Origin of the sequence: Micromonospora profundi (assembly GCF_011927785.1) — a bacterium.
Lineage (GTDB): Bacteria > Actinomycetota > Actinomycetes > Mycobacteriales > Micromonosporaceae > Micromonospora > Micromonospora profundi.
Map to the genome: position 1 here is coordinate 5212018 of NZ_JAATJK010000001.1, position 22537 is coordinate 5234554.

Sequence of the window (22537 nt, forward strand, 5' to 3'; positions counted from 1 at the left end):
CGTCAACCCCCACCGCCCGGCGTACCCGGATCGGTGTCCTCTTCGAGGTTCGTCGGCGGCGGCCCCTCCGCCAGGTCGATCACCCGTCCCTTCTGGCTGGTGGCGAGGAGCGCCGCTCCGAACAGCACCAGCTGGTTGAGCAGGTAGAGGTAGAGCAGCAACCCGACCGCGCCGGCCACCACCGTGTACGCCGGGTTCCGCTCGGTGCGCACCACGTAGTACCGGCCGACGGTGTTGAGCAGTGTGATGCCGATCGCGACAAGCACCACCACCGGGCGCAGCCGGGACCGGCTCATCCGCAGCCGGGGCACCGCGACAAGCAGCGCGACGGCGAGCACCGCGTTGAACAGCACGCTGAGGGCCGCGCTGATCGTGGTGAGGCCGACCGAGCCGGTGCTGCGCAGCAGAAAGCGCAACAGCGACTCCAGCGCGTCCACCGCCGCCACCGACACGCCGAGCAGCACGAAGACGCCGATCATCACGCCGAGGTCGACCAGCCGCCGGACCACAAGGTTGCCCGGCTGCTGGTTGAGCGCGTACATCAGCCGCTGCGAGGAGCGGATCGACTCCACCCAACCGATGCCGGTGAACACCAGGATGATCAGGCCGACCACGCCGACGGTGCCGCTGGAGTTGGCGATCTGCTGCGCGTCCAGGAACGGCAGGTTCTCCTTCAGGAAATCGGCCGCCGCCTCGCTGACCTCGTCGTTGTCCTCAAGGATCGCGCCGAAGATGGAGTACGCGACAAGGGCGAGGGCGAAGACCGCGAAGAACCCGTAGTAGGCGATCGCCGCGGCCAGTCGCCCGGCCAGCACCTCGGCGTAGAGCGCTCCGGCACGCCACACGTGATCGAAGAGCCCCGACCGGCGGCGCGCGGCGGTCACCCAGCGGTCGATGCCCGCCTCGATGGCTCCGAACACGTTCACGCGGGTCATCCTCGCCGATCTCCCACCGCCGCTGTGGCAACCGGCTCCGAATGCTCGCCGGCCGGCGCGTCGGCGACGGTCAGTTGCCGAGGCGGAAGTCCCGGCGGGGTTGCCACCGGGCCGCCCCGCTGTGTGAAAAGAGGGTGAACGCGTCGACCTGGAACATCGCGGAGAAGTCGGCCAGATCCTCGTACACCTTGTCCAGTGCCTCCGGCGACACGTCCTGCGCCACCGTGACGTGCGGGTGGTAGGGGAAGCGCAGCTCGCGGTGCACGTCCGGCACGGCGGCGATGGCCGCGGCAAGCAACTCGCACTCGCTGATCCCGGCGGCGACCGTCACGAACACCACCTGGGTCACCGGGCGGAAGGTGCCGGTGCCGCGCAGGTGCAGCGCGAACGGCGGGTGCGCGGCGGCCACGTCGCCGAGGTGCCGTTCGACAGCCGGGAGGCTGGCGGTCGGGATCTCGGTCGGGCCGAGCAGCGTCACGTGGGCCGGCACCGCGAGGGCGTCACCGGCCTCGACCCGCCGCCGGGTGAGCTGACTCCCCCAGGGCTCGGGGATGTCCACCGCGATGCCGATCTGGATGGTGTCGCCCGACGGCATCACCCCGCCACTGCGATCCACGCTCCGCGCCGCCTCTTGCGCCACCGACCCGCCCACCTGTCCCGCGGCGCTATTCGCCGCGCACCGGCGGGAAGAACCCGACCCGCTCGTACGCGGACCGCAGCGTCGCCCCTGCCACCGACCGGGCCTTCTCCGCGCCGGCGGCGAGCAGCTTGTCCAGCTGCGCCGGGTCGTCGAGGTAGGTGCGGGTGCGCTCCTGGATCGGGCGGACGAAGTCGGCCACCACCTCGGCCAGGTCCTTCTTCAGATCCCCGTAACCACGACCGGCGTACGCGGCGACCAGCTCGTCGATGCTGCGACCGCTGAGCGCTGAGTGGATGGTCAGCAGGTTGGACACGCCGGGCTTGGTCTCGGCGTCGAAGACGATCTCCCGGCCGGTGTCGGTCACCGCGGAGCGGATCTTCTTGGCCGAACGGGCCGGGTCTTCCAGGAGGTCGATGATGCCTGCCGGCGAGGACGACGACTTGGACATCTTCGCTGTCGGGTCCTGCAGGTCGGTGATCTTCGCGGTGTCCTTGACAATGTGCGGCGCGGGGACTGTGAACGTCGCGCCGAACAGCGAGTTGAACCGCTGAGCCAGATCCCGGGACAGCTCCAGGTGCTGCCGCTGGTCCTCGCCGACCGGCACCGCGTTGGCCTGGTAGAGCAGGATGTCGGCGGCCTGGAGGACGGGGTAGGTGAACAGGCCGACGCTCGCCCGCTCGTTGCCCTGCTTCTGCGACTTGTCCTTGAACTGGGTCATCCGGCTGGCCTCGCCGAAGCCGGTGATGCAGCCCAGCACCCAGGCCAGCTGCGGGTGCTCGGGCACCTGCGACTGCACGAACAGGGTGCTGCGGTCCGGGTCGAGACCGACGGCGAAGAGCTGGGCGGCCGCCACCCTGGTCCGCTGGCGCAGCACCGCCGGATCGTGGCCCGCGGTGATGGCGTGCAGGTCCACGACGCAGTAGAACGCGTCGTGCGTCTCCTGCAACGCCACCCAGTGCCGCACGGCCCCCAGGTAGTTGCCGAGGTGGAACGAGTCGGCCGTCGGCTGGATGCCGGAGAAGACGCGCGGGCGGGCGGAGACGTCGGGCATGGCGACAATTCTGTCAGCAAGCGACCGGGTGCGTCATGACGGGCCGGCGGGTCGGCCACGGCCCGCCGCTGCCGGGGCGTTGACCTCGCCCGGCTCCCCCGCCCCGAAACGTCGTGTCGACGCGGCTGCGGGTCCGCCCTGCCGCGCGGCGTAGCTCTCCCGAAGCGGCGCCGTCCCACCGTCGCGGGCCGACCCTTCATCGACGCCGCCGACCGCGCGCGAGGCGGCAGCGTCGCGGCGCTGGTCCGGCATGCGCACCGCCGAGACCGCGAGCCGGGCCACCCGGCGCCCGTCAAGTGCCAGCACGCGCAGCAGCCAGCCGCCGGGCGGGTCGCCCGGATCGAGCCCGCCGTCGTCGGCCGGCCCGGCGGGCACCGTCACCTCGTCGCCGGTCACCGGCAGTCGGCCCAGCGCTGCCATCACGTACCCGCCGACCGTCTCGTACGGCCCGTCGGGCAGAACCACCCCGGTCCGCTCGGCGAAGTCGGCGAGGTTGAGCCTGCCGTCCACCACCGCCGGAAGGCCGCCGTGCACCGGGTCCGGCGCCGTGTCGTACTCGTCGTGGATCTCCCCGACGAGTTCCTCGATCAGGTCCTCCAGCGTGACGATCCCGGCGGTGCCGCCGTACTCGTCGATCACCACCGCCAGGTGGTGACGCTCCCGGCGCATCTCGGTGAGCGCGGCCAGCACCCGTTTGCTGCCGGGCAGCCGCTTGACCTCGCGGGTCAGCTCACCGACGGTGGCGCAGGGGTCGGTGTCCGGGCGCAGCAGCACGTCGCGCAGGTGCACGAAACCGACCACGTCGTCATGGGTGCCGTCGGTGACCGGGTAGCGGGTGTGCGTCTCGGCGCGGACCAGTCGGGCCGCCTCGGCGATGGTCAGCCGGGCCGGCAGGAAGACCACCTCGGTGCGGGGCATCATCACCTCGCGCACCAGGCTGGCACCGGCCGCCAGGACCTCGTCGATGATCCGTCGCTCGTCCGGATCGAGCACCGTGTTCGCCGCGACCAGGTCGCGCAGGTCGGCTTCGGAGATGCGCTCCCGGCCGGCCGCCGGGCCGGCTCCGAGGAGGTCGGTGACGAGGCGGCTGGCACCGTCCGCGGCGCGGACCAGCACCCGGGCGACGGCCCTGGCGAGCGGGCCGGGGTCGCGGCGGGGTCGCCCCCGCGCGCGTCGCCGGAGCCCGGCACGGGCCACATCCCGCATGACAGAGATGGTAGACACCGTTGGCCCGTCGCACGTGGCATCAGGGAGAGCCGGCATGTTCGGCTCTGTTTAGACGTGAGAGATTATGATGGAATGGGTTGGCGGCGCGGCCGGTCGAGGTGCCACGCGCAGCCGTAGGGTGATCATCAAGGACCGCGTCCCGGCGGGCCAGGCAGGAGGCAACGACGTGAAACTGCTCGTCACCGGGGGCGCCGGCTTCATCGGCAGCGTCGTGACCCGGATGCTGCTCGACGCCGGGCACCAGGTCGTCGTCCTGGACGACCTGCGCACCGGTCATCGCGAGGCACTCGCTCCGGACGCCACCCACGTCGAGGCGTCCATCCACGACGCCGCCCAGGTCGTCACTCCCGACGCCGGGTTCGACGGGGTGCTGCACTTCGCCGCCCTGATCGCCGCCGGTGAGTCGATGGTCAAGCCTGAGCTGTACTGGCAGAACAACACAGTCGGCACGCTCGCCCTGATCGACGCGGTCCGGGCCGCCGGGGTGCCCCGGATGGTCTTCTCCTCCACCGCGGCCGTCTACGGCAACCCCACCGAACTCCCCATTCCGGAGACAGCGGTCAAGGCGCCCACGAACACGTACGGCGCCACGAAGCTCGCCGTCGACATGGCACTCACCTCCGAGGCCATCGCGCACGGGCTGGCCGCCGTCTCGCTGCGCTACTTCAACGTCGCGGGCGCCCACCTCACCGGCGATGTCGCGCTGGGCGAGCGACACGACCCGGAGACGCACCTCATCCCCATCGCGTTGGAGGTCGCCGCCGGCCGGCGGGAGAAGCTCCAGCTCTTCGGCGACGACTACCCCACCGTGGACGGCACCTGCGTCCGCGACTACATCCACGTCGCCGACCTGGCCCGTGCCCACCTGCTGGCGCTTGACGCCGCCACCGCCGGCCAGCACCGCGTCTACAACCTGGGCAACGGCAACGGCTTCACCAACCGGCAGGTCGTCGACGTGGTCCGCGAGGTCACCGGCCACCCGGTGCCGGTCGAGGTCGCGCCGCGCCGCGAGGGCGATCCCGCCGAGCTTGTCGCCTCCTCCGCGCTGGCCCGCGACGAACTGGGCTGGGAGCCGCAGAAGCCGACCCTGCACGACATGATCGGCGACGCCTGGGCGTTCTACCGCGCGCACATCCTGGAGCAGCACCAATGACCGGTGACGTGGCCGAGCGGGCCGCCGCAGGCTTCACCGAGCTGTACGGCGTCGAGCCGGCCGGCCGTTGGGCAGCACCGGGTCGGGTGAACCTGATCGGCGAGCACACCGACTACAACGACGGGTTCGTGCTGCCCTTCGCGTTGCCGCTGCGTACCGTCGTAGCCGCCGACCGGCAGGCCGACGAAAGTTGGACGGTCTGGTCCGAGCTCTCCGGCGAGACCATCACCTTCGGCGCGGACGACGTGGCCGAGCCGGGCCGGGTGACCGGCTGGGGCGCGTACGTGGCGGGGGTGGTGTGGGCGTTGCGCGACGCCGGCCATCCGGTGCCCGGTGCCCGGCTGGCGATCGCCTCCGACGTGCCGCTGGGCTCGGGGCTCTCCTCGTCGGCGGCGCTGGAGGCAGCAGTGCTCGCCGCCCTGCTCGACCTCGGCGGGTTGGAGTTGCCTGCCGAACGGCAGCCACGGCTGGCGCAGCGCGCGGAGAACGTCTACGTCGGCGCGCCAACAGGCATCATGGATCAGTCCGCGGTGATCCGCTGCCGGGCCGGGCACGCGCTCTTCCTCGACTGCCGCGACGAGTCCGTCGAGCACATCCCGTTCGATCTGGACGCCGCCGGGCTGGCTGTGCTCGTCATCGACAGCCGGGCGCCGCACCGGCACGCCGACGGCGAGTACGCCGACCGCCGCCGGTCCTGCGAGGCGGCGGCCAAGGCGCTCGGTGTTCCCGCGCTGCGCGACGTGACCGTCGACCAGCTCGACGCCGCGCTGGCCCGCCTCGACGACGAGGTGACCCGGCGGCGGGTCCGGCACGTGGTCACCGAGGACCAGCGTGTGCTCGACACTGTCGCACTGCTCCGCGCGGGCCGGGCCCGGGACATCGGCCCGCTGCTCACCGCCTCGCACGTCTCGATGCGCGACGACTTCGAGATCACCGTGCCGGAGATCGACACGGCCGTCGAGGCGGCGCTGGCGGCAGGCGCGCTCGGCGCCCGGATGACCGGCGGCGGCTTCGGCGGGTGCGTCCTGGCCCTCATCGAGGCGGACCGCGCCGAAGCGGTGGCGACCGCCGTCAGGACGGCCTACGCCGAGCGCGGCTTCACCGCCCCCAACACTCTGACGGTCCTCCCCGCCCCCGGCGCAACCCGCCTCGACTAACCCCCGACCTGCAGCACCCCGCACCCCGCACCCCGCACCCCGCACCCCGCACCCCGGCGATCTTGCAGTTTCTGCCGCGACAATTCCCCTACAAGGGGGCAGAACGGCGACCAAAACTGCAAGATCGCGAAGGGCGGGAGCGGCAGCGGCGGGAGTGGCAGCGGGAGGCGGGCGCGGAGCGGGAGCGGCGGGTGCGGGTGTTAGGCCGCTTCGACGATCATTGCCGCGCCCACTGTGCGGTTGGTGGCCTCGTCGATGATGACGAAGCCACCGGTGGTGCGGTTGCGGCGGTACTCGTCGGCCAACAGCGGCACCGTGGTGCGCAGCCGTACCCGACCGATCTCGTTGAGGCGCAGCTCGTCGGCCGACTCGTCACGGTGCAGCGAGTTGATGTCCAGCCGGTAGTGCAGCCCACGCACGATCGCCCGCGCCGAACGGGTGGTGTGCTTGATCGCGTACCGGCCGCCGACCCGCAACGGACGGGTCTCGTCCATCCAGCAGACCATCGCCTCAATGTCCTGGGCGACCGCTGGCGCGTTGTTCGGCCGGCAGATCATGTCGCCCCGGGAGATGTCGATCTCGTCGGCCAGGCGTACCGTCACCGACATCGGCGGGAACGCCTCCGCGACGGGCCCGTCGGCGGTCTCCACGGCGGCGATCCGGCTGGTGAAGCCGGACGGCAGCACCATCACCTCGTCGCCGGGCTTGAGCACACCAGAGGCGACCTGGCCGGCGTAGCCGCGGTAGTCGGTGACAGTGGTGGACTGCGGCCGGATCACGTACTGCACGGGGAACCGCACGTCGACAAGGTTGCGGTCGCTGGCGATGTGCACCCGTTCCAGGTGGTGCAGCAGCGACGGGCCCTCGTACCACTGCATGTTCTCCGACCGGGACACGATGTTGTCGCCGCGCAGCGCGGAGACCGGCACCACCGTCAGGTCCGGTACGTCGAGCTTCGCGGCGAACGCCGTGAACTCGTCGGCGATCCGCTCGAAGACCTCCTGCGACCAGTCCACCAGGTCCATCTTGTTGACACACAGCACCAGGTGCGGCACCCGCAGCAGCGAGCAGAGGAACGCGTGCCGGCGGGACTGCTCGACAAGGCCCTTGCGGGCGTCCACCAGGATCAGCGCCAGGTCGGCCGTGGAGGCCCCGGTGACCATGTTGCGGGTGTACTGGATGTGCCCGGGGGTGTCGGCGATGATGAACTTGCGCCGTGGCGTGGCGAAGTACCGGTACGCCACGTCGATGGTGATGCCCTGTTCCCGCTCGGCCCGCAGACCGTCGGTGAGCAACGCCAGGTTGGTGTACTCGTCGCCACGGGCAGCGCTTACCGCCTCCACGGCGGCGAGCTGGTCGGTGAAGAGCGACTTGGTGTCGTAGAGCAGCCGCCCGATCAGCGTCGACTTGCCGTCGTCCACGCTGCCGGCGGTGGCGAACCGCAGCAGGTCCATCGGCCGCGCCTCCGATGTGGTCTCGGCGGCGGCCGGGGCCACGATCTCGGTGGTCATCAGAAGTACCCCTCCCGCTTGCGGTCCTCCATGGCGGCCTCGCTGACCCGGTCGTCACCACGGGTCGCGCCACGCTCGGTGATCCGGGTGGCCGCCACCTCCTCGATGACCTTCTCCACGGTGTCCGCGTCCGACCTGACGGCGGCGGTGCAGGAGGCATCACCGACGGTGCGGTAGCGCACCTGCGCCTTGAACCGCTCCTCGCCCGCCCGGGGGCGGAAGAACTCGTTCACGGCGTAGACCATGCCGTCGCGCTCGATCACCTCACGCTCGTGCGCGTAGTAGATCGACGGCAGGGGAATCCGTTCCCGGGCGATGTAGTGCCAGACGTCCAGCTCGGTCCAGTTGGACAGCGGGAAGACCCGGATCGACTCACCCGGGTGGTGCCGGCCGTTGTACAGCGACCACAGCTCCGGCCGCTGGTTCTTCGGGTCCCACTGGCCGAACTCGTCGCGGAAGCTGAACACCCGCTCCTTCGCCCGGGCCTTCTCCTCGTCCCGGCGGGCGCCACCGAACAGCGCGTCGAAGCGGTGCTTCTCCACCGCCTCCAACAGCACCGGCGTCTGGATCCGGTTGCGCATCCCGTCGCCGGACTCCCGGACCAGCCCACTGGCCAGCGCCTCCGGCACGCTTGCCACCACGAGCTGCAACCCCAGCTCGGCGACCCGCTGGTCGCGGTATTCGAGGACCTCGGGGAAGTTGTGCCCGGTGTCGACGTGCATCACGGGAAAGGGGATGTTGGCCGGGGCGAACGCCTTCTGCGCCAGCCGCAGCATGACGATCGAGTCCTTGCCGCCGGAGAAGAGCAGCACCGGGCGTTCCATCTCGGCGACCACCTCGCGCATCACGAAGATGCTCTCCGCCTCAAGGGCGTCCAGGTGGGAGACCCGGTAGGCGGCGGGGGCGCTCATGACCGCGGCTCGATTCGCTTGCTCATCCGATTTCCAGACCTTTCCGGTCGGGCATGTCAAGAAGTCCGCTCAGGCTACCCGGAATGCCTCTGCAACGCTGCAAGCAACCGACTGGCGAGATCTTTGCGACAGACCAGCAGGTCCGGAAGGCGCGGATCCGCCTCGTTGTATCGAAGCGCAGAACCGTCGATCCGGGAAGCGTGCAGGCCGGTGGCCGTCGCCACAGCGACCGGAGCAGCCGAGTCCCACTCGTACTGCCCGCCGGCGTGGATGTACGCATCCACCTCGCCGGTCACCACAGCGGCGATCTTCGCGCCGGCCGAACCCATCGGCACCAGGTGCGCACCCACGTCCTCGGCCAGGTCGGTGAGGAACACCGGCGGACGGCTCCGGCTCGCCGCAAGGCGGATCTTCCGCTCGCCGGCCGTCGCCGCCTCCACAGTCATCGGCGGGTACGCCGGCGGGTAGTCGGTGCCCAGCACCCGGTGCTGCGCCGGCAGCCCCACCGCCCCGGCGACCAGCCCGTGCCCGCTCGGCGCGTTGCGCGCCCAGAGGGCGATGTGCACCGCCCAGTCCGAGCGGCCCTCCTCCGAGAACTCCCGGGTGCCGTCCAACGGGTCGATGATCCACACCCGGTCGGCGGCCAGCCGGGACACCGCTTCGGCGTTCACCTCGGCCGCCCAGGCCAGCCGCGAGCCCTCGTCCTCCTCGGACAGCACCGCGTCCCCAGGCCGCCACTTCGCCAGCTCCGTGCGGATCAGGTCGTGCGACACCTTGTCACCGGCCGACTTCAGGGCGCCCGCGTCCGCGAAACCCAACTCCTCACGCAGGGCGAGCAGCGCCTGGCCCGCCCGGGAAGCCAACCACCTGGCGAACGCGCCGTCGATCATCGGAGGACTGCCCATCTGACGCTCCCGTCGCCTCGCCCGCGTCCCGCACCGCACGGACCGATTGGCCACGACCCGCTGCGCTTGTCGCGGCACCCCGAAGGCGCAGACTACCGGCCCACCATTTCCGATCAGGTACGGCCCGCCCGGCTCAACCGCCGTGGTAGAGGTTCTGGGTGGGCTCCACGCCCTTGTGGATCACTGACTCCACCACGTCGGCGGCCCTGTCCACCAGGAAATCCAACTCCTTGCGCTCCGCCGCGCCGAAATCCGACAGCACATAATCCGCAGGATCCTGCCGACCCGGCGGGCGGCCGACACCGAACCGCACCCGGACGTAGTCCTTCGTGCCCAACGACTTCGACATCGACCGCAGGCCGTTGTGCCCGCCCTCGCCGCCGCCGCACTTGATCCGCACCTGGCCGAAACCGATGTCCAGCTCGTCGTGCACCGCGATCACCTGCGCCGGAGGCACCTTGTAGAACTGCGACAACGCCGCGACCGGCCCACCCGAAAGGTTCATGTACGTCAGCGGCTTGGCAAGCACCAGCTTCGGCCCGCCGAACCCCAGCCGCCCCTCGGCGACCTCAGCCACAGCCCGCTTGTGGCGGCCGAACCGCGCTCCCACCCGCCCGGCCAGCAGGTCGGCCACCATGAACCCGACGTTGTGCCGGTTCCCGGCGTACTCCCGACCGGGGTTGCCCAGGCCGACCACAAGCCACGGCCCCGCCTCGTCCGTCACGACCTGATCCCCTTCGCAGTTCCGCCCGACCGACCCCGACACGCCAGCAGGCGCCCCCGAATCCTCGGGGACGCCTGCCGCATCGTACGAACCGATCAGGCCTCGGTGCGCGCCTCGGTGTTCTCCGCGCCCTCGGCGGCCGGAGCGGCGTCCGCGCCCTCGGAGCCCTCGGTGACCTCGCCGACCTCGGCGTCAGCCTCCTCGGTGGCCTCCTCGACGTCGGGCAGCGTCGCCTCGAGCTGCTCGGCGGTCGGGGCGGCGGTCACCGCGGCGACCGGCAGCGACGGGTCGACAGCCAGCTCGACACCGCTCGGCAGCTCGACGTCGCCGGCGGTCACCTGGGAACCCGCCTCCAGGCCCTCGATCGAAGCCTCGAGGTGGTCCGGCACCTTGGTGGCGTCGGCGGTCACCGAGAGGGTGTCGTGGTCGTGCACGATCAGGGTGTCCCGGGCGGCCTCGCCGGTCAGCTGGATCGGGACCTCCACGGTGACCTTCTCGCCCCGACGGACCAGGATGAGGTCCACGTGCTCGAAGCTGTCCCGGATCGGGTCACGCTGGATCGCCTTCGGCAGCGCCAGCACCTGGGTGCCGTCGGTGATGTCGATCGCGAAGAGCTGGTTGGCGCCACCCTTACGGATGGCCGCGGCGAACTCCCGCGACGGCAGCGCGATGTGCTTGGGCTTCTCGCCGTGGCCGTACAGCACGGCTGGCACCTTGCCGGCCCGGCGGGTACGGCGGGCACCACCCTTGCCGAACTCGGTGCGGGGCTCGGCGCTGATCTTTACCTCGGACACGGGGAAACTCCTGATACTTTCGCTGCGGCGGCTTGTCGTCTGGCGGTGCTGGGGCGAGGGGCTCGCTGGGGCTCATGCGTCATGAACGACTGCCCGGAGCACCGCGTCGATGACGGTGCCTCCGTGCGGCGCTCTTTCAGCGGCCCGCCGGGCACCCTCGCCGTGGCAACCGCACCAGTCTACCCGAGGTGATTCCGCGGCTCACGGCAGTCCCCGGTCACCGCCGCGAGCCGGCCCACCGACGGCTCTCCCGCCAGCGTGCCAGCCCTGTTTCGCATCAGCTTGCCAGCTTCGGACCCGCCGGCGCGTCAAACGGCGAAACAGGGCTCGCCCGGGTCAGGAAACGATCAGCTCAGCCCGCCGAAGAGGGTGGTCACCGAACCGTCGTCGAAGACCTCCCGGATCGCCCGCGCCAGCAGCGGCGCGATCGACAGCACCGTCAGCTTGTCCAGTTGCTTCTCCGGCGGCAGCGGCAGCGTGTTGGTGACCACGATCTCGCTGATCGAGCTGTTCTTCAGCCGCTCGGTGGCCGGGTCCGACAGCAGCGCGTGGGTGGACGCCACCACGATCTCCGCCGCGCCCGACTCCTTGAGGATGTCAGCGGCCTTCGTGATCGTGCCGCCGGTGTCGATCATGTCGTCGACGATCAGGCAGACCCGGCCCTCCACCTCACCGACAACCCGGTTCGCCACGACCTGGTTCGGCTTCATCGGGTCGCGGGTCTTGTGGATGAACGCCAGCGGGCACCCGCCCAGCCGGTCGGTCCACCGCTCGGCCACCCGTACCCGGCCCGAGTCCGGTGCCACCACCGTCATCGGCCGGCCCGCGTACTTGTGCTCCACGTACTCGGCGAGGATGTCCATCGCGAAGAGGTGGTCCACCGGGCCGTCGAAGAAGCCCTGGATCTGCGCGGTGTGCAGGTCGACGGTGAGGATCCGGTTCGCGCCCGCGGTCTTCAGCAGGTCCGCGACCAGCCGCGCCGAGATCGGCTCGCGGCCCCGGTGCTTCTTGTCCTGCCGCGCGTACGGATAGAACGGCAGCACGACGGTGATCCGCTTGGCGGAACCCCGCTTCAGCGCGTCCACCATGATCAGGGTCTCCATGACCCAGGTGTTCACCCCGTGCGTCACGGACTGCACCACGAAGGCGTCCGAACCACGTACCGAGTCCTTGAACCGTACGAAGATCTCGCCGTTGGCGAACTCGTACGCGTCGGAGGGCGTCGGCGCCACGCCGAGCACCTCGCCGATCTCCTTGGCCAACTCCGGAAACCCTCGTCCGGAAAAGAGCATCAGGCTTTTGCGGTTTTCGGCGACGATGCTGCCCATGGGCCCGTCTGCTCCCGTTTGTCGGCGATACCCGGCCCGGTGATGGTGGGTCGGAGACTATTCGGTTGCAGTATCTCCCGCGCCGGACGGCCCGCCCACCGTCTCGCCCGGCCCGTGCATTGCCTCACTGTCACTTGCGGCACCGGCACCATTGGGCGCACCCTGCACCGCACCCGCCCGCTCAGCCGCCTGGGCCGCAGCAGTGCCGGCCCGCCGCTTCACCACCCAGCCTTCGATGTTGCGCTGGCGGGCACGGGCGACACCCATGGCACCGGCCGGCACGTCATCCACGATGACCGAGCCCGCCGCCGTGTACGCGCCGTCGCCCACCTCGACCGGCGCCACGAACATGTTGTCCGCGCCGGTCCGTGCGTGGCTGCCGATCACCGTGCGGTGCTTGTTGACCCCGTCGTAGTTGACGAAGACCGACGCCGCCCCGATGTTGCTCTGCTCGCCGATCGTCGCGTCACCCACGTACGTCAGGTGCGGCACCTTGGAGCCGGCACCGATCTCCGAGTTCTTCACCTCGACGAACGTGCCGACCTTCGCCTTGTCGGCGAGTCGAGCAGCCGGCCGCAGGTAGGCGTACGGGCCCACGCTGGCGCCCGCGCCCACCTCGGCGCCCACCGCGTGGCTGCGCACCACCGAGGCGGCCGGGCCAACGATCGTGTCGACGAGCGTGACGTCCGGCCCGATGAGCGCGCCCGCGCCGACCACTGTGCTGCCGCGCAGCTGCGTGTTCTGGTCGACGACCGCGTCGCGGTCCAGCGCCACTGTCACGTCGATCCAGGTGGTAGCGGGGTCGAGCAGGCTGACGCCGGTGCGCATCCAGGCCTCGTTGACCCTGTCGCGCAGCAGGCGGCGCAGCGTCGCCAGCTCCACCCGGTCGTTGCAGCCCAACGTCTCCACGTGGTCGTCCGCGACGTGCACGGCGACCGGCTCGCCGGACGAGCGGAGCAGCCCGAACACGTCGGTCAGGTATTCCTCGCCCTGGTCGTTGTCGGTGGAGAGCTTGCCCAGCGCGTCGCGCAGCCGCATCGCGTCGAACGCGTAGATGCCGGCGTTGATCTCCCGGATGGCGCGCTGCGTGGCGTCGGCGTCGCGCTCCTCGACGATCTGCTCCAGGCGCCCGTCGGCGTCCCGGACGATCCGACCGAGCCCTGTCGGGTCCGGGACCTCGGCGGCCAGCACTGTGGCCGCGGCGCCGGCCTGCTCGTGCGCGGTGACAAGCGCGCCGACGGTCTCCGGGCGCAGCAGCGGCACGTCCCCGTTGATCACCACGACGGTGCCGGCTCCGTCCGGTACGGCCTCCAGGGCGATGCGGACGGCGTGCCCGGTGCCGAGTTGCTCGGCCTGGAGCACGGGCGTGGCGTCCGGGGCGACATCGGTGAGGTGGGCGCGGACCTGGTCGGCGCCGTGCCCGACCACGACGACCGTGCGGTCGGCGGCCAGCGGCGCGGCCGCGCTCAGAACGTGGCCGAGCAGCGTACGACCGAGCAGGGGGTGCAGCACCTTTGGCAGTGTCGACTTCATCCGCTTGCCCTCACCGGCGGCGAGCACGACGACGGTTCGAAGGTGGGGCTGGGGCACGACGTGGCTCCCGTCGGGACGGCGGACACTCTCGCGGTCATGCTAACCGCGGGGTCCGGCCATGTTCCCACTTACCCCCAGCCGACCTCAGAACGGGCCAAACTGGGCAGCTCGGCCGCCAGGGTTCGAACCTGAAATACGGGTACCAAAGACCCGGGTGTTGCCAATTACACCACGGCCGATCATCGACGCGAGCGCATCGCATCCCGCCGCTACACCTTAGCGTCCCTGTCGCCCAGCGCCATCGCCGATCGGGCGTCGGTGCCGCACCCGAAGTCCCCGGCCCGCCTCCAACGGCCCTGAGCCCAACCCCGCGCGGCGGCGCGATGCCCCGGCGGCGACACCTCTGACCTGGCTTTCCGAAACTTCCTCGTGCGATCTACGGTGCCGTAAGTTACGGTGACGTAGGCGTAGCTTAGTGATCTTTTCGTCCCCCTCTGCGAGGTGCAATGTCGACCGCTCTGCTTGAACCGAACACTGCCGGTCCCGGCCCGAAACCGCTCACCGACGGCAGCCAGTCCCCCGGAATCCTGGCCGCCCTCTATGCCTTCGTGGTGATCCCCTTCGTGGCCCTGCTGGTCGCCGTCCCGCTGGCCTGGGGTGGCTGGCTGGGCTGGACCGACGTGATCATCGGCCTGGTCTTCTACGTGGTCAGCGGACTCGGCATCACCGTCGGCTTCCACCGCTACTTCACGCACGGCTCGTTCAAGGCCAAGCGGTGGCTGCGCGTCTCCCTGGCGGTAGCGGGTTCCCTTGCGGTGCAGGGCGAGATCATCCAGTGGGTGGCCGACCACCGGCGGCACCACGCCTTCTCCGACCTGGAGGGTGACCCGCACTCCCCGTGGCGCTTCGGCACCAGCTTCTGGGCTCTGACCCGGGGCCTGTTCCACGCCCACGTCGGCTGGTTGTTCCGCCGGGAGTTGTCCAACCGGGCGCGGTTCGCGCCCGACCTGATCGCCGACCGTGACATCAGCCGGGTGGACCGGCTGTTCCCGGTGCTGGTGATGGTGTCGCTGCTCGGCCCGGCAGTGATCGGCGGCCTGGTGACCTGGTCGTGGCAGGGCGCGCTCACCGCGTTCTTCTGGGCCGGGCTGGTCCGCATCGGCCTGCTGCACCACGTCACCTGGGCGATCAACTCGGTCTGCCACGTCTACGGCGAGCGTCCGTTCGCCATGCGTCAGGGCGACCGGGCGTCGAACTTCTGGCCGCTGGCGATCCTGTCGTTCGGCGAGAGCTGGCACAACCTGCACCACGCCGACCCCACCAGCGCGCGGCACGGCGTCCTGCGCGGTCAGGTGGACATCTCCGCACGCGTCATCTGGCTGTTCGAGAAGACCGGAGCGGCATCGCAGGTCCGCTGGCCGAAGCCGGAACGCATCGCGGCGAAGCTCGTGAAGCCTGTCCCACCGCAGTAAAGCGGGCGGTACTCCGGGGAGGCGCCTGGCAGGATGGCCGGGTGACCGAGCCAAGCGGGGGACCGGACGGCTCGGCGGACAGGGCCGGGCCCGCTCCGGGTACGGTCGCACGGCACGGCGGGCGGCGAAGCCGCCCGCCAGTGAGGCGACGATGTGAACGGGCACAACGGAGGGTCCATCCCACGGCAGGGCGTCACCGAGCGCCAGCGAGGTGGCGACATGCCTGAGGTAAGCGACGATGCCGGGGGCCGGCGCGCGGCTCCGGCGCCCAAACCCAAACCCGCCTCCCGGGTACGCATGTCGGCGGCCCAACGGCGGGAGCAGTTGATCGCGACGGGCCGTCAACTGTTCGCCGAACGCGGATTCGACGCCACCTCCATCGAGGAGGTGGCGGCCCGCGCCAAGGTTTCGAAGCCTGTCGTGTACGAGCACTTCGGCGGCAAGGAAGGGCTCTACGCGGTGGTGGTGGACCGGGAGGTCCGGGCCCTGCTGGACCGGATCACCACGGCGCTCACCGCGGGGCATCCGCGCGAGTTGCTGGAGCAGGCGGCGATGGCCCTGCTGGGCTACATCGAGGAAGAGACAAGCGGCTTCCGGGTGCTGGTCCGCGAGTCGCCGCTGATGTCCGGCACTGCCAACTTCAGCAGCGTGATGAACGACGTGGCCCACCAGGTCGAGCACATACTGGGCGCCGAGTTCAAGAGCCGGGGCTACGACCCGAAGTTGGCCGAGTTGTACTCCCAGGCGCTTGTGGGCATGGTCGCGTTGACCGGCCGCTGGTGGATGGAGGTTCGTAAGCCGCGCAAGGAGATGGTGGCGGCGCACCTGGTCAACCTGGCCTGGAACGGCTTGTCGCACCTGGAGGCGAAGCCGGGCCTGATCACCGCGCGGCGTCGCTGACCGGGTCGGCGAGGGCTGCTGACCCGAGGGGTCAGCGGCGGTGCACCTCGGCCACCGGGTGGCTACGCCTCTGGCGTTCCGTCTCGGCGTGCTCCTCGGACCCGACCTTGTCGTAGAGGCCGGTGCCCAGCAGGATCAGGCCGAACACCATCGACACGATCACTGTGGACATCGAGAAGTTGAGGAAGTTCGCCTCGGTCTGCAGCACCGACATCATGAGGATGCTCGTCACGAGGAACACCGCGCCGGCGGTGAGGTTCATGTAGTGGCCGAGGTTGGTGCGCCGGGACGCCCCGATGATCAGGACAACTCCGAAGATCACCGAGGCGAGCGAGAAGGCCAGGTTGGTGCGCAGGCCGAGCGCCCAGTGGCTGCCCCTGTCGAACAGCGGGTCACCGAGCGTCTCGGCGACACCCCACACGCCGAAGACCAGGATGTAGAGGCCGATCAGACCGGCGAGGACCCGGTAGAGCGGCCGTGCCGGATGGTTCACCGGAAAGTGCGCCATGCCTCGAACCCCCTGAATCGACCGTTTCAGGAGGATTGTCACCCGACGCGACAGAAGCTGTCCGCTGAACAGCCAAAGCGGAAGGTCCGCCGAAAGGCGGGACCAGGTCAGGTTCTCGCCGGAGCCCGAGCTGCGCAGGGATCAAGCCTGACCGCCCGGAGCAGCTCGGGCTCCGGCGAAAACCACAACAGCGAGCAAGGTCGGGCTCCGGCGAAAACCCACGGCCGCAACCAAGAGAAGCGACCAAAGGAACTCAGAGCACGAGGCGAGCCTTCTGGAACGCCTCCGCCTCCTCCTCCGACCCGACCTTGCCGTACATGCCGGCCATGAGCAGCACCATCGAGACCGTCAGCATGACGATCACGGTGAAGACGCTGAAGTTGAAGATGTTGGCATCGGTCCGGATGAACGCCAGGCTGCCCAGGCCGATCGCCATGAGGGCGTACGCGAGCCACTGGTTGATCGCCACGTCGATGTTGCGGCCGAGCACGGTGCCGACCAGCACGACGATCCCCAGAAGGACGCTGAGCAGCGAGAACCCGAAGTTCGTGCCCTGACCGAGCACGTGGGTGTCGTCCTGCGCGAAGAGCTCGTCGCCGGCGGTCGTGATGATGCCGAGCACACCGAAGACCACCAGGTACAGACCGGTCAGCCCGCCGATCGCCCGGTAGATCGGCCGCGCGGGGTGGTTGACGGGGGTGTGGGCCATGTCTGATCTCCAACGCCGTGGGTGAGGTGTCGCCGACGATTGTCCCGCATGTGGTGGTGTGACGCCGCACACGGCCCCCGGGCCGGCGTCTCCCACCCCGGTCAGCTCTCGGGCAGGTCCTCGGCGAGGGTCATCCAGGTCTCCTCGATCCGCTCCCGTTCGGCGCGCAGGTCCTTGAGCTGGGTGTCCAGTTCGGCGACCTTGGCGTAGTCGGTGGCGTCGGTGGCGAGCTGGTCGAGCAGGGTCGTCTCGCGCTGGTCGAGCTTGCCGAGCTGCCGTTCCAGCCGGGTCAGCTCCTTGCGCGCCTGGCGTACCTCGGCGGCGGACATGCCTCCGGCGGAGGGGCCGGCGGACGCTGTGGTCGAGGTGGCAGCTGCCCGGGGCGCGCCCGCCCGCTCGGCAGTCCGGGCAAGGTACTCGTCGATGCCGCCGGGCAGGTGCACGAGCCGGCCGTCGCCGAACATCCCGAACGCTGTCTCGGTGACACGCTCGATGAGGTAGCGGTCGTGGCTGGCCACGACGATCGTGCCGGGCCACGAGTCGAGCAGGTCCTCCAGCGCGGCCAGCGTGTCGGTGTCCAGGTCGTTCGTGGGCTCGTCGAAGAGCAGCACGTTGGGCTCACCGGCGAGCAGCCGCAGCATCTGCAACCGGCGGCGCTCGCCGCCGGACAGGTCGCTGACGGGCGTCCAGAGGCGGCGGTCGTCGAAGCCGAAGACCTCGGCGAGCTGGGCCGCGGAGACCTCCCGGTCGCCGAGCTGGACCCGGCGGGCGACCTCCTCGACGGCCTCGAGGACGCGCAGGTGCCCGGGCAGTTCGGCGAGCTCCTGGGACAGGAACGCGGGCTTGACAGTGGAGCCCGTGTTGAGGCGGCCACCATCGGGTCGGGTGATGCCGGCGAGCAGCCGCAGCAGCGTGGTCTTGCCGGCGCCGTTGGCGCCGAGGATGGCGATCCGGTCGCCGGGGCCGACCTGCCACGTGACGTCGCGCAGGATCTCCTTGGGGCCGGCGCGCAGCTCGACGTTCTCCAGGTCGTACACCTGCTTGCCGAGCCGGGAGGTGGCCATGCGCTGCAACGACATGGTGTCGCGGGCCGGCGGCACGTCGGCGATCAGGGCGTTCGCGGCGTCGATGCGGAACTGCGGCTTCGAGGTGCGGGCGGGCGGGCCACGGCGCAGCCAGGCGATCTCCTTGCGGAGCAGGTTCTGCCGGCGGGCCTCGGTGGCGGCGGCGACGCGTTCACGCTCGGCGCGGGCGAGGATCCAGGCGGCGAACCCACCCTCGTACGCCCGGACGGTCTGGTCGGCGACCTCCCAGGTGTTCGTGCAGACCGCGTCCAGGAACCACCGGTCGTGGGTGACCACCACGAGGGAGCCCTTGCGGCCGACCAGGTGCCGGGCCAGCCAGTCGACACCTGCGACGTCGAGGTGGTTGGTGGGCTCGTCGAGAATCAGCAGGTCGGAGTCGCGGACGAGCAGCGCGGCGAGCGCCACCCGGCGACGCTCGCCACCGGACATCGGGCCGACCGGCTGGTCGAGGCCGAGGTGTGGCATGCCGAGGCCGTCGAGGATGGCGCGCACTCCGGCGTCGCCGGCCCACTCGTGTTCGGCGCCCATGCCCTCGTCGAGCCAGGCGGTGCCGAGCACGACGTCCCGCACCGTGGAGTCGGGGGCGAGGGTGAGCTGCTGCGGCAGCCAGAGCACGCGCAGGTCGCGGCGGTGGGTCACCCGGCCGTCGTCGGGGTCCTCCTGCTTGGTGAGCAGCCGCAGCAGGGTGGACTTTCCGGCGCCGTTGAGGCCGACCACGCCGATCCGGTCGGCGTCGTCCAGACCGAGTGAGACGTCCGTGAGCAGCCGGCCGGCGGCGCCGTACCCCTTGGACACCCGGTCCAGATTGACGATGTTCGCCACGTTCCACCCTTCATGATCAAGGCGTCCCGGTGCCGGCGGGCACCTGGACGCCTGTCCCAAGGGTACGCGGACGTCCGCGAGAGCTTCGCCGCGCGCCCGCGGCCGACCGATGGACCACAGGGTTGACCCGCCGCGGGCAACCGACAAACCGCAGGTCGGAGCGCCGCGGCCGACCGACGGGCCGCCGGACGCGAGAGGCCAGCCGACGCGGCAGCCGGGCGAGAGGTCAGCCGACGCGGGCGCCGGCGACCGGGCCGTGCGCGACCCGCGCCAGTCTGCACACGCCGGCGACGGCCAGGTCGGCGGCGATCCGTTCCGCGTTTGCCGCGTCGGAGGCGAGGAAGACGCAGGTAGGGCCGGAGCCGGAGACGATGCCGGCGAGCGCGCCGGCCGCCTCGCCGGCCTTGAGCGTGTCCGCCAGTGCCGGGCGCATGGCCAGTGCGGCGTCCTGAAGGTCGTTGCCCAGCGTACGGGCGAGGACCCGGGGGTCGCGTTGACGCAGCGCGCCGAGCAGGGCATCGGTGCTGCCCAACGGAGTGCCGGCCGCGCCGGTGTCGCGGAGCCGGTCCAGCTCGCGGTAGGCAGCCGGGGTGGACAGGCCAACGTCGGCGATCGCCACGACCCAGTGCCAGGACGTCGGTCGGGCCAGCACGGGGCTGACGGCCTCGCCCCGGCCGGTGCCCAGCGCCGTGCCGCCGTAGATCAAAAACGGCACGTCGGAGCCGAGGTCGGCGGCGATCCCGGCCAACTCGTCACGGGACAGCCCGGTGCCCCACAGCGCGTCGCAGGCCACAAGCGCGGCGGCCGCGTCGGCGCTGCCGCCGGCCAGACCACCGGCGAGCGGGATCTGCTTGCGCAGGTGCAGCCGGGCGTGCGGCAACACTCCCGCGTACCCGGCGAGGGCGTGCGCGGCGCGGATCACGAGGTTCGTGTCGTCCAGCGCCAGCTCGCCGGTGCCCTCGCCCTCCATGGTGAGCGCGAGGGTGTCGCCCCGGCGCGCGGTCAGCTCGTCGTAGATCGAGATCGCGTGGTAGACGGTGTTCAGCTCGTGGTAGCCGTCGCGGCGCAGCGGGCCCACCCCGAGGTGCAGGTTGATCTTCGCGGGGACTCGTACCTTGACCGGCCCGAGGGCACCACGCCGCTCGTCCTCGTCGTCCGGTCGCCAGGCCTCGGTCACGGGGTGCCGGTCCGCGTACGCAGGCGGATGTCGAATGGCTTGGCCACGATCAGCACCTCGACGGAGTGAGCGGAGTGGGCGGGCATCGCGTCAGCCTACTTCGCGGCCGGCGTACCGACCGGAGCCGACGCGGCGATCGCGGCGAACTGCTCCACGGTCAGCGACTCGCCCCGGGCGCCGGGGTCGACACCCGCGGCGGTGAGCGCGGCGGCGGCCCGGTCCGCGCCGCCGGCCCAACCGGCCAGCGCGGCGCGCAGGGTCTTGCGACGCTGCGCGAAGGCCGCGTCCACCACTGCGAAAACCCGTTCCCGGGGTACGTCGGCGCGCGGTGGCTGGCGGCACGTGAAGGCGACGAGGCCGGAGTCGACGTTGGGTACCGGCCAGAACACGTTCGGCGGCACCCGACCGGCACCTCGGGCCTGGGCGTACCAGGCAAGCTTGACCGACGGAATGCCGTACACCTTGGAGCCGGGACCGGCGACCAGCCGGTCGGCGACCTCCTTCTGCACCATTACGAGGCCGTGGCGCAGGCTCGGCAGCTCGGCGAGCAGGTGCAGCACCACAGGCACTGCCACGTTGTAGGGCAGGTTCGCCACAAGCGCGGTCGGCGCGGGGTCGGCGAGTTCGTCGGCGCGGATGCGCAGCGCGTCGGCCCGGTGCACGGTGAGCCTGTCGGCGTCCGGGCCGGCGTACCGCGCGGCGGTGTCCGGCAGCGCCCCGGCGAGCACCGTGTCGATCTCGACGGCGTGCACGTGCCCGGCGACGGGCAGCAGCCCCAGTGTGAGCGAGCCGAGCCCGGGGCCGACCTCCAGGGCCACGTCGTCGGGGCTCAGACCGGCGGCCGTGACGATCCGACGCACTGTGTTCGGGTCGTGCACGAAGTTCTGGCCCAGCTTCTTGGTGGGCGCGACGCCCAGCCGGGCGGCGAGTTCCCGGATCTCCGCCGGGCCGAGGAGACCGGTCATGGCTGGCAGCGTAACTGCGACGTCGGGACCGTCCGTGCGGCCGGGCTCACCACGGGCCGAAGACCCGGTCGCCGGTGGCGGAGATGGCCGTGCACAGCTCGTCCAGGTCGGTGCCGGTGGTAGCGGCGAGCGAGCGGACGGTGAGCGGGATCAGGTACGAGGCGTTCGGCCGGCCCCGGTACGGCATCGGGGTGAGGTAGGGCGCGTCGGTTTCCACAAGGATCTGGTCCACCGGGGTCAGCGCGGCCGCCTCGCGCAGGGCACCCGCGCTGCCGAACGTGACGGTGCCGGCGAAGCTGAGCAGGAAGCCACGGCGGACGCACTCGCGGGCGAAGTCGGCGTCGCCGGAGAAGCAGTGCAGCACCACCGTGTCCGGTGCGCCCTCGTCGTCGAGGATCCGCAGCACGTCGGCGTGTGCGTCCCGGTCGTGGACGACGAGCGCCTTGCCGTGCCGCTTGGCGATGGCGATGTGCGCCCGGAAGCTCTCCTCCTGCGCGGCGCGCCCCTCGTCGCCGGTACGGAAGAAGTCCATCCCGGTCTCGCCGATCCCCCGGACCCGTTCCCGGGCGGCCAACGACTCGATCTCCCGAAGCGCCTCGTCGAGGTCGGCCAACCGGGGTGCCTCGTTGGGGTGCAGCGCCACGGTGGCCAGCACGGCCGGGTGACGCTCGGCGACGTCCGCGCCCCACACTGAGGACGCCACGTCGACTCCGACCTGGACCAGCCGATCCACGCCGACCTCGGCGGCCACGGCGACCGCCGAGCCGATCGGGTCGTCGGTCGACCCTCCGCCGGGTACGCCGGCCTCGCTGACGGTGATGTCCAGGTGGGTGTGGCTGTCCAGCACCGGCCGGGGCAGTGGTTCGGGGGCGGGTGGGAACTCTCCGGCCCGCCGGGCGGCACGCTCGCGGCGGGTTTCAGTGGGCTCGCTCATCAGCGACAGCATCACACACCGGGGCTGTCCATCTGCCCGCCACCCGGCGTTCACCTCGACCACGCCGCGCGGCGGCGGCCCACCGTCGCCGCGCGG

The 22537-nt window shown here is 71.1% G+C and carries 20 protein-coding genes, 1 tRNA gene and 1 pseudogene; 4 read left to right on the plus strand and 18 right to left on the minus strand.

Annotated features, from left to right (window positions below; all coding sequences use genetic code 11):
• Positions 1–2: 2 nt before the first annotated feature.
• The 4 genes and pseudogenes from F4558_RS22920 to F4558_RS22935 form a co-directional block, all read right to left on the minus strand.
• Complete coding sequence (locus F4558_RS22920; RefSeq protein ID WP_053659272.1) at positions 3–926, minus strand: YihY/virulence factor BrkB family protein; 924 nt, start codon at positions 924–926, stop codon at positions 3–5.
• Between the two features lie 79 nt (positions 927–1005).
• Positions 1006–1530, minus strand: a complete 525-nt coding sequence (locus tag F4558_RS22925) for a 2'-5' RNA ligase family protein (RefSeq protein WP_082377642.1) — start codon at positions 1528–1530, stop codon at positions 1006–1008.
• 70 nt (positions 1531–1600) lie between these two features.
• Positions 1601–2626 carry a tryptophan--tRNA ligase gene (gene trpS, locus F4558_RS22930; protein ID WP_053659268.1) on the minus strand — a complete coding sequence of 342 codons (1026 nt, stop codon included), beginning with the start codon at positions 2624–2626 and terminating at the stop codon, positions 1601–1603.
• A 231-nt stretch (positions 2627–2857) separates the two neighbouring features.
• Positions 2858–3832, minus strand: a pseudogene (locus tag F4558_RS22935) (hemolysin family protein); the annotation flags it as partial.
• A 187-nt stretch (positions 3833–4019) separates the two neighbouring features.
• Here F4558_RS22935 and galE point away from each other — a divergent pair.
• Both galE and galK read left to right on the plus strand, forming a co-directional pair.
• Positions 4020–5006 carry a UDP-glucose 4-epimerase GalE gene (gene galE / locus F4558_RS22940; RefSeq protein ID WP_053659487.1) on the plus strand — a complete coding sequence of 329 codons (987 nt, stop codon included), beginning with the start codon at positions 4020–4022 and terminating at the stop codon, positions 5004–5006.
• Positions 5003–6163 carry a galactokinase gene (gene galK, locus F4558_RS22945; protein ID WP_053659264.1) on the plus strand — a complete coding sequence of 387 codons (1161 nt, stop codon included), beginning with the start codon at positions 5003–5005 and terminating at the stop codon, positions 6161–6163. Before galE ends, galK begins: the two co-directional genes overlap by 4 nt.
• Before the next feature lie 200 nt (positions 6164–6363).
• Here galK and F4558_RS22950 read toward each other — a convergent pair whose 3' ends face one another.
• The 8 genes from F4558_RS22950 to F4558_RS22985 all read right to left on the minus strand — a co-directional run bounded on the left by F4558_RS22950 (position 6364) and on the right by F4558_RS22985 (position 14108).
• Positions 6364–7674 (minus strand): sulfate adenylyltransferase subunit 1, encoded by a 1311-nt coding sequence (locus F4558_RS22950; RefSeq protein ID WP_053659262.1) that lies wholly within the window; start codon positions 7672–7674, stop codon positions 6364–6366.
• Positions 7674–8585 (minus strand): sulfate adenylyltransferase subunit CysD, encoded by a 912-nt coding sequence (gene cysD / locus F4558_RS22955; RefSeq protein ID WP_053659260.1) that lies wholly within the window; start codon positions 8583–8585, stop codon positions 7674–7676. The genes F4558_RS22950 and cysD overlap by 1 nt, the downstream gene beginning before the upstream one ends.
• Positions 8586–8659: 74 nt before the next feature.
• The gene (locus F4558_RS22960) at positions 8660–9490 is read right to left on the minus strand and encodes an inositol monophosphatase family protein (protein WP_053659257.1); all 831 of its coding nucleotides are present in this window, start codon (positions 9488–9490) and stop codon (positions 8660–8662) included.
• A 133-nt stretch (positions 9491–9623) separates the two neighbouring features.
• Complete coding sequence (gene pth, locus F4558_RS22965) at positions 9624–10214, minus strand: aminoacyl-tRNA hydrolase (RefSeq protein WP_053659255.1); 591 nt, start codon at positions 10212–10214, stop codon at positions 9624–9626.
• 95 nt (positions 10215–10309) lie between these two features.
• Positions 10310–11008, minus strand: a complete 699-nt coding sequence (locus F4558_RS22970; RefSeq protein WP_053659253.1) for a 50S ribosomal protein L25/general stress protein Ctc — start codon at positions 11006–11008, stop codon at positions 10310–10312.
• Positions 11009–11355: 347 nt separating this feature from the next.
• Positions 11356–12336 (minus strand): ribose-phosphate diphosphokinase, encoded by a 981-nt coding sequence (locus F4558_RS22975; RefSeq protein WP_053659251.1) that lies wholly within the window; start codon positions 12334–12336, stop codon positions 11356–11358.
• Between the two features lie 57 nt (positions 12337–12393).
• Positions 12394–13926 (minus strand): bifunctional UDP-N-acetylglucosamine diphosphorylase/glucosamine-1-phosphate N-acetyltransferase GlmU, encoded by a 1533-nt coding sequence (gene glmU, locus F4558_RS22980; RefSeq protein ID WP_167945968.1) that lies wholly within the window; start codon positions 13924–13926, stop codon positions 12394–12396.
• Between the two features lie 110 nt (positions 13927–14036).
• Positions 14037–14108: transfer RNA gene (locus tag F4558_RS22985), tRNA-Gln, on the minus strand.
• Positions 14109–14375: 267 nt separating this feature from the next.
• On the opposite strand from F4558_RS22985, the gene F4558_RS22990 reads away from it, so the two are divergent.
• Positions 14376–15341: an acyl-CoA desaturase gene (locus F4558_RS22990; protein ID WP_053659249.1), complete on the plus strand. Its 966-nt coding sequence runs from the start codon at positions 14376–14378 to the stop codon at positions 15339–15341.
• Positions 15342–15560: 219 nt separating this feature from the next.
• Positions 15561–16241: a TetR/AcrR family transcriptional regulator gene (locus F4558_RS22995; protein WP_053659483.1), complete on the plus strand. Its 681-nt coding sequence runs from the start codon at positions 15561–15563 to the stop codon at positions 16239–16241.
• A gap of 31 nt (positions 16242–16272) precedes the next feature.
• On the opposite strand, the gene F4558_RS23000 is transcribed toward F4558_RS22995, so the two are convergent.
• The 6 genes from F4558_RS23000 to F4558_RS23025 all read right to left on the minus strand — a co-directional run bounded on the left by F4558_RS23000 (position 16273) and on the right by F4558_RS23025 (position 22453).
• Positions 16273–16749, minus strand: coding sequence for a DUF4383 domain-containing protein (locus tag F4558_RS23000; protein ID WP_053659246.1), 477 nt, complete (start codon positions 16747–16749; stop codon positions 16273–16275).
• A 253-nt stretch (positions 16750–17002) separates the two neighbouring features.
• Positions 17003–17458 (minus strand): DUF4383 domain-containing protein, encoded by a 456-nt coding sequence (locus F4558_RS23005; protein WP_053659244.1) that lies wholly within the window; start codon positions 17456–17458, stop codon positions 17003–17005.
• A 101-nt stretch (positions 17459–17559) separates the two neighbouring features.
• Positions 17560–19365, minus strand: coding sequence for an ABC-F family ATP-binding cassette domain-containing protein (locus tag F4558_RS23010; protein WP_053659242.1), 1806 nt, complete (start codon positions 19363–19365; stop codon positions 17560–17562).
• A gap of 226 nt (positions 19366–19591) precedes the next feature.
• Positions 19592–20542: a 4-(cytidine 5'-diphospho)-2-C-methyl-D-erythritol kinase gene (locus tag F4558_RS23015; RefSeq protein WP_167945969.1), complete on the minus strand. Its 951-nt coding sequence runs from the start codon at positions 20540–20542 to the stop codon at positions 19592–19594.
• A gap of 95 nt (positions 20543–20637) precedes the next feature.
• A complete protein-coding gene (gene rsmA / locus F4558_RS23020; RefSeq protein ID WP_053659238.1) occupies positions 20638–21507 on the minus strand; it encodes a 16S rRNA (adenine(1518)-N(6)/adenine(1519)-N(6))-dimethyltransferase RsmA in 870 nt (289 codons plus the stop codon).
• Positions 21508–21553: 46 nt separating this feature from the next.
• Positions 21554–22453, minus strand: coding sequence for a TatD family hydrolase (locus F4558_RS23025; RefSeq protein WP_167945970.1), 900 nt, complete (start codon positions 22451–22453; stop codon positions 21554–21556).
• Between the last annotated feature and the right edge of the window lie 84 nt (positions 22454–22537).

Coding starts and splice junctions, on each gene's coding strand:
- F4558_RS22925 (WP_082377642.1), bottom strand. CDS start 1,530: ATGCCGTCGGGCGACACCATCCAGATCGGCATCGCGGTGGACATCCCC.
- trpS (WP_053659268.1), bottom strand. CDS start 2,626: ATGCCCGACGTCTCCGCCCGCCCGCGCGTCTTCTCCGGCATCCAGCCG.
- galK (WP_053659264.1), top strand. CDS start 5,003: ATGACCGGTGACGTGGCCGAGCGGGCCGCCGCAGGCTTCACCGAGCTG.
- F4558_RS22950 (WP_053659262.1), bottom strand. CDS start 7,674: ATGACCACCGAGATCGTGGCCCCGGCCGCCGCCGAGACCACATCGGAG.
- cysD (WP_053659260.1), bottom strand. CDS start 8,585: ATGAGCGCCCCCGCCGCCTACCGGGTCTCCCACCTGGACGCCCTTGAG.
- F4558_RS22960 (WP_053659257.1), bottom strand. CDS start 9,490: ATGGGCAGTCCTCCGATGATCGACGGCGCGTTCGCCAGGTGGTTGGCT.
- F4558_RS22975 (WP_053659251.1), bottom strand. CDS start 12,336: ATGGGCAGCATCGTCGCCGAAAACCGCAAAAGCCTGATGCTCTTTTCC.
- F4558_RS22990 (WP_053659249.1), top strand. CDS start 14,376: ATGTCGACCGCTCTGCTTGAACCGAACACTGCCGGTCCCGGCCCGAAA.
- F4558_RS22995 (WP_053659483.1), top strand. CDS start 15,561: ATGCCTGAGGTAAGCGACGATGCCGGGGGCCGGCGCGCGGCTCCGGCG.
- F4558_RS23000 (WP_053659246.1), bottom strand. CDS start 16,749: ATGGCGCACTTTCCGGTGAACCATCCGGCACGGCCGCTCTACCGGGTC.
- F4558_RS23005 (WP_053659244.1), bottom strand. CDS start 17,458: ATGGCCCACACCCCCGTCAACCACCCCGCGCGGCCGATCTACCGGGCG.
- rsmA (WP_053659238.1), bottom strand. CDS start 21,507: ATGACCGGTCTCCTCGGCCCGGCGGAGATCCGGGAACTCGCCGCCCGG.
- F4558_RS23025 (WP_167945970.1), bottom strand. CDS start 22,453: ATGCTGTCGCTGATGAGCGAGCCCACTGAAACCCGCCGCGAGCGTGCC.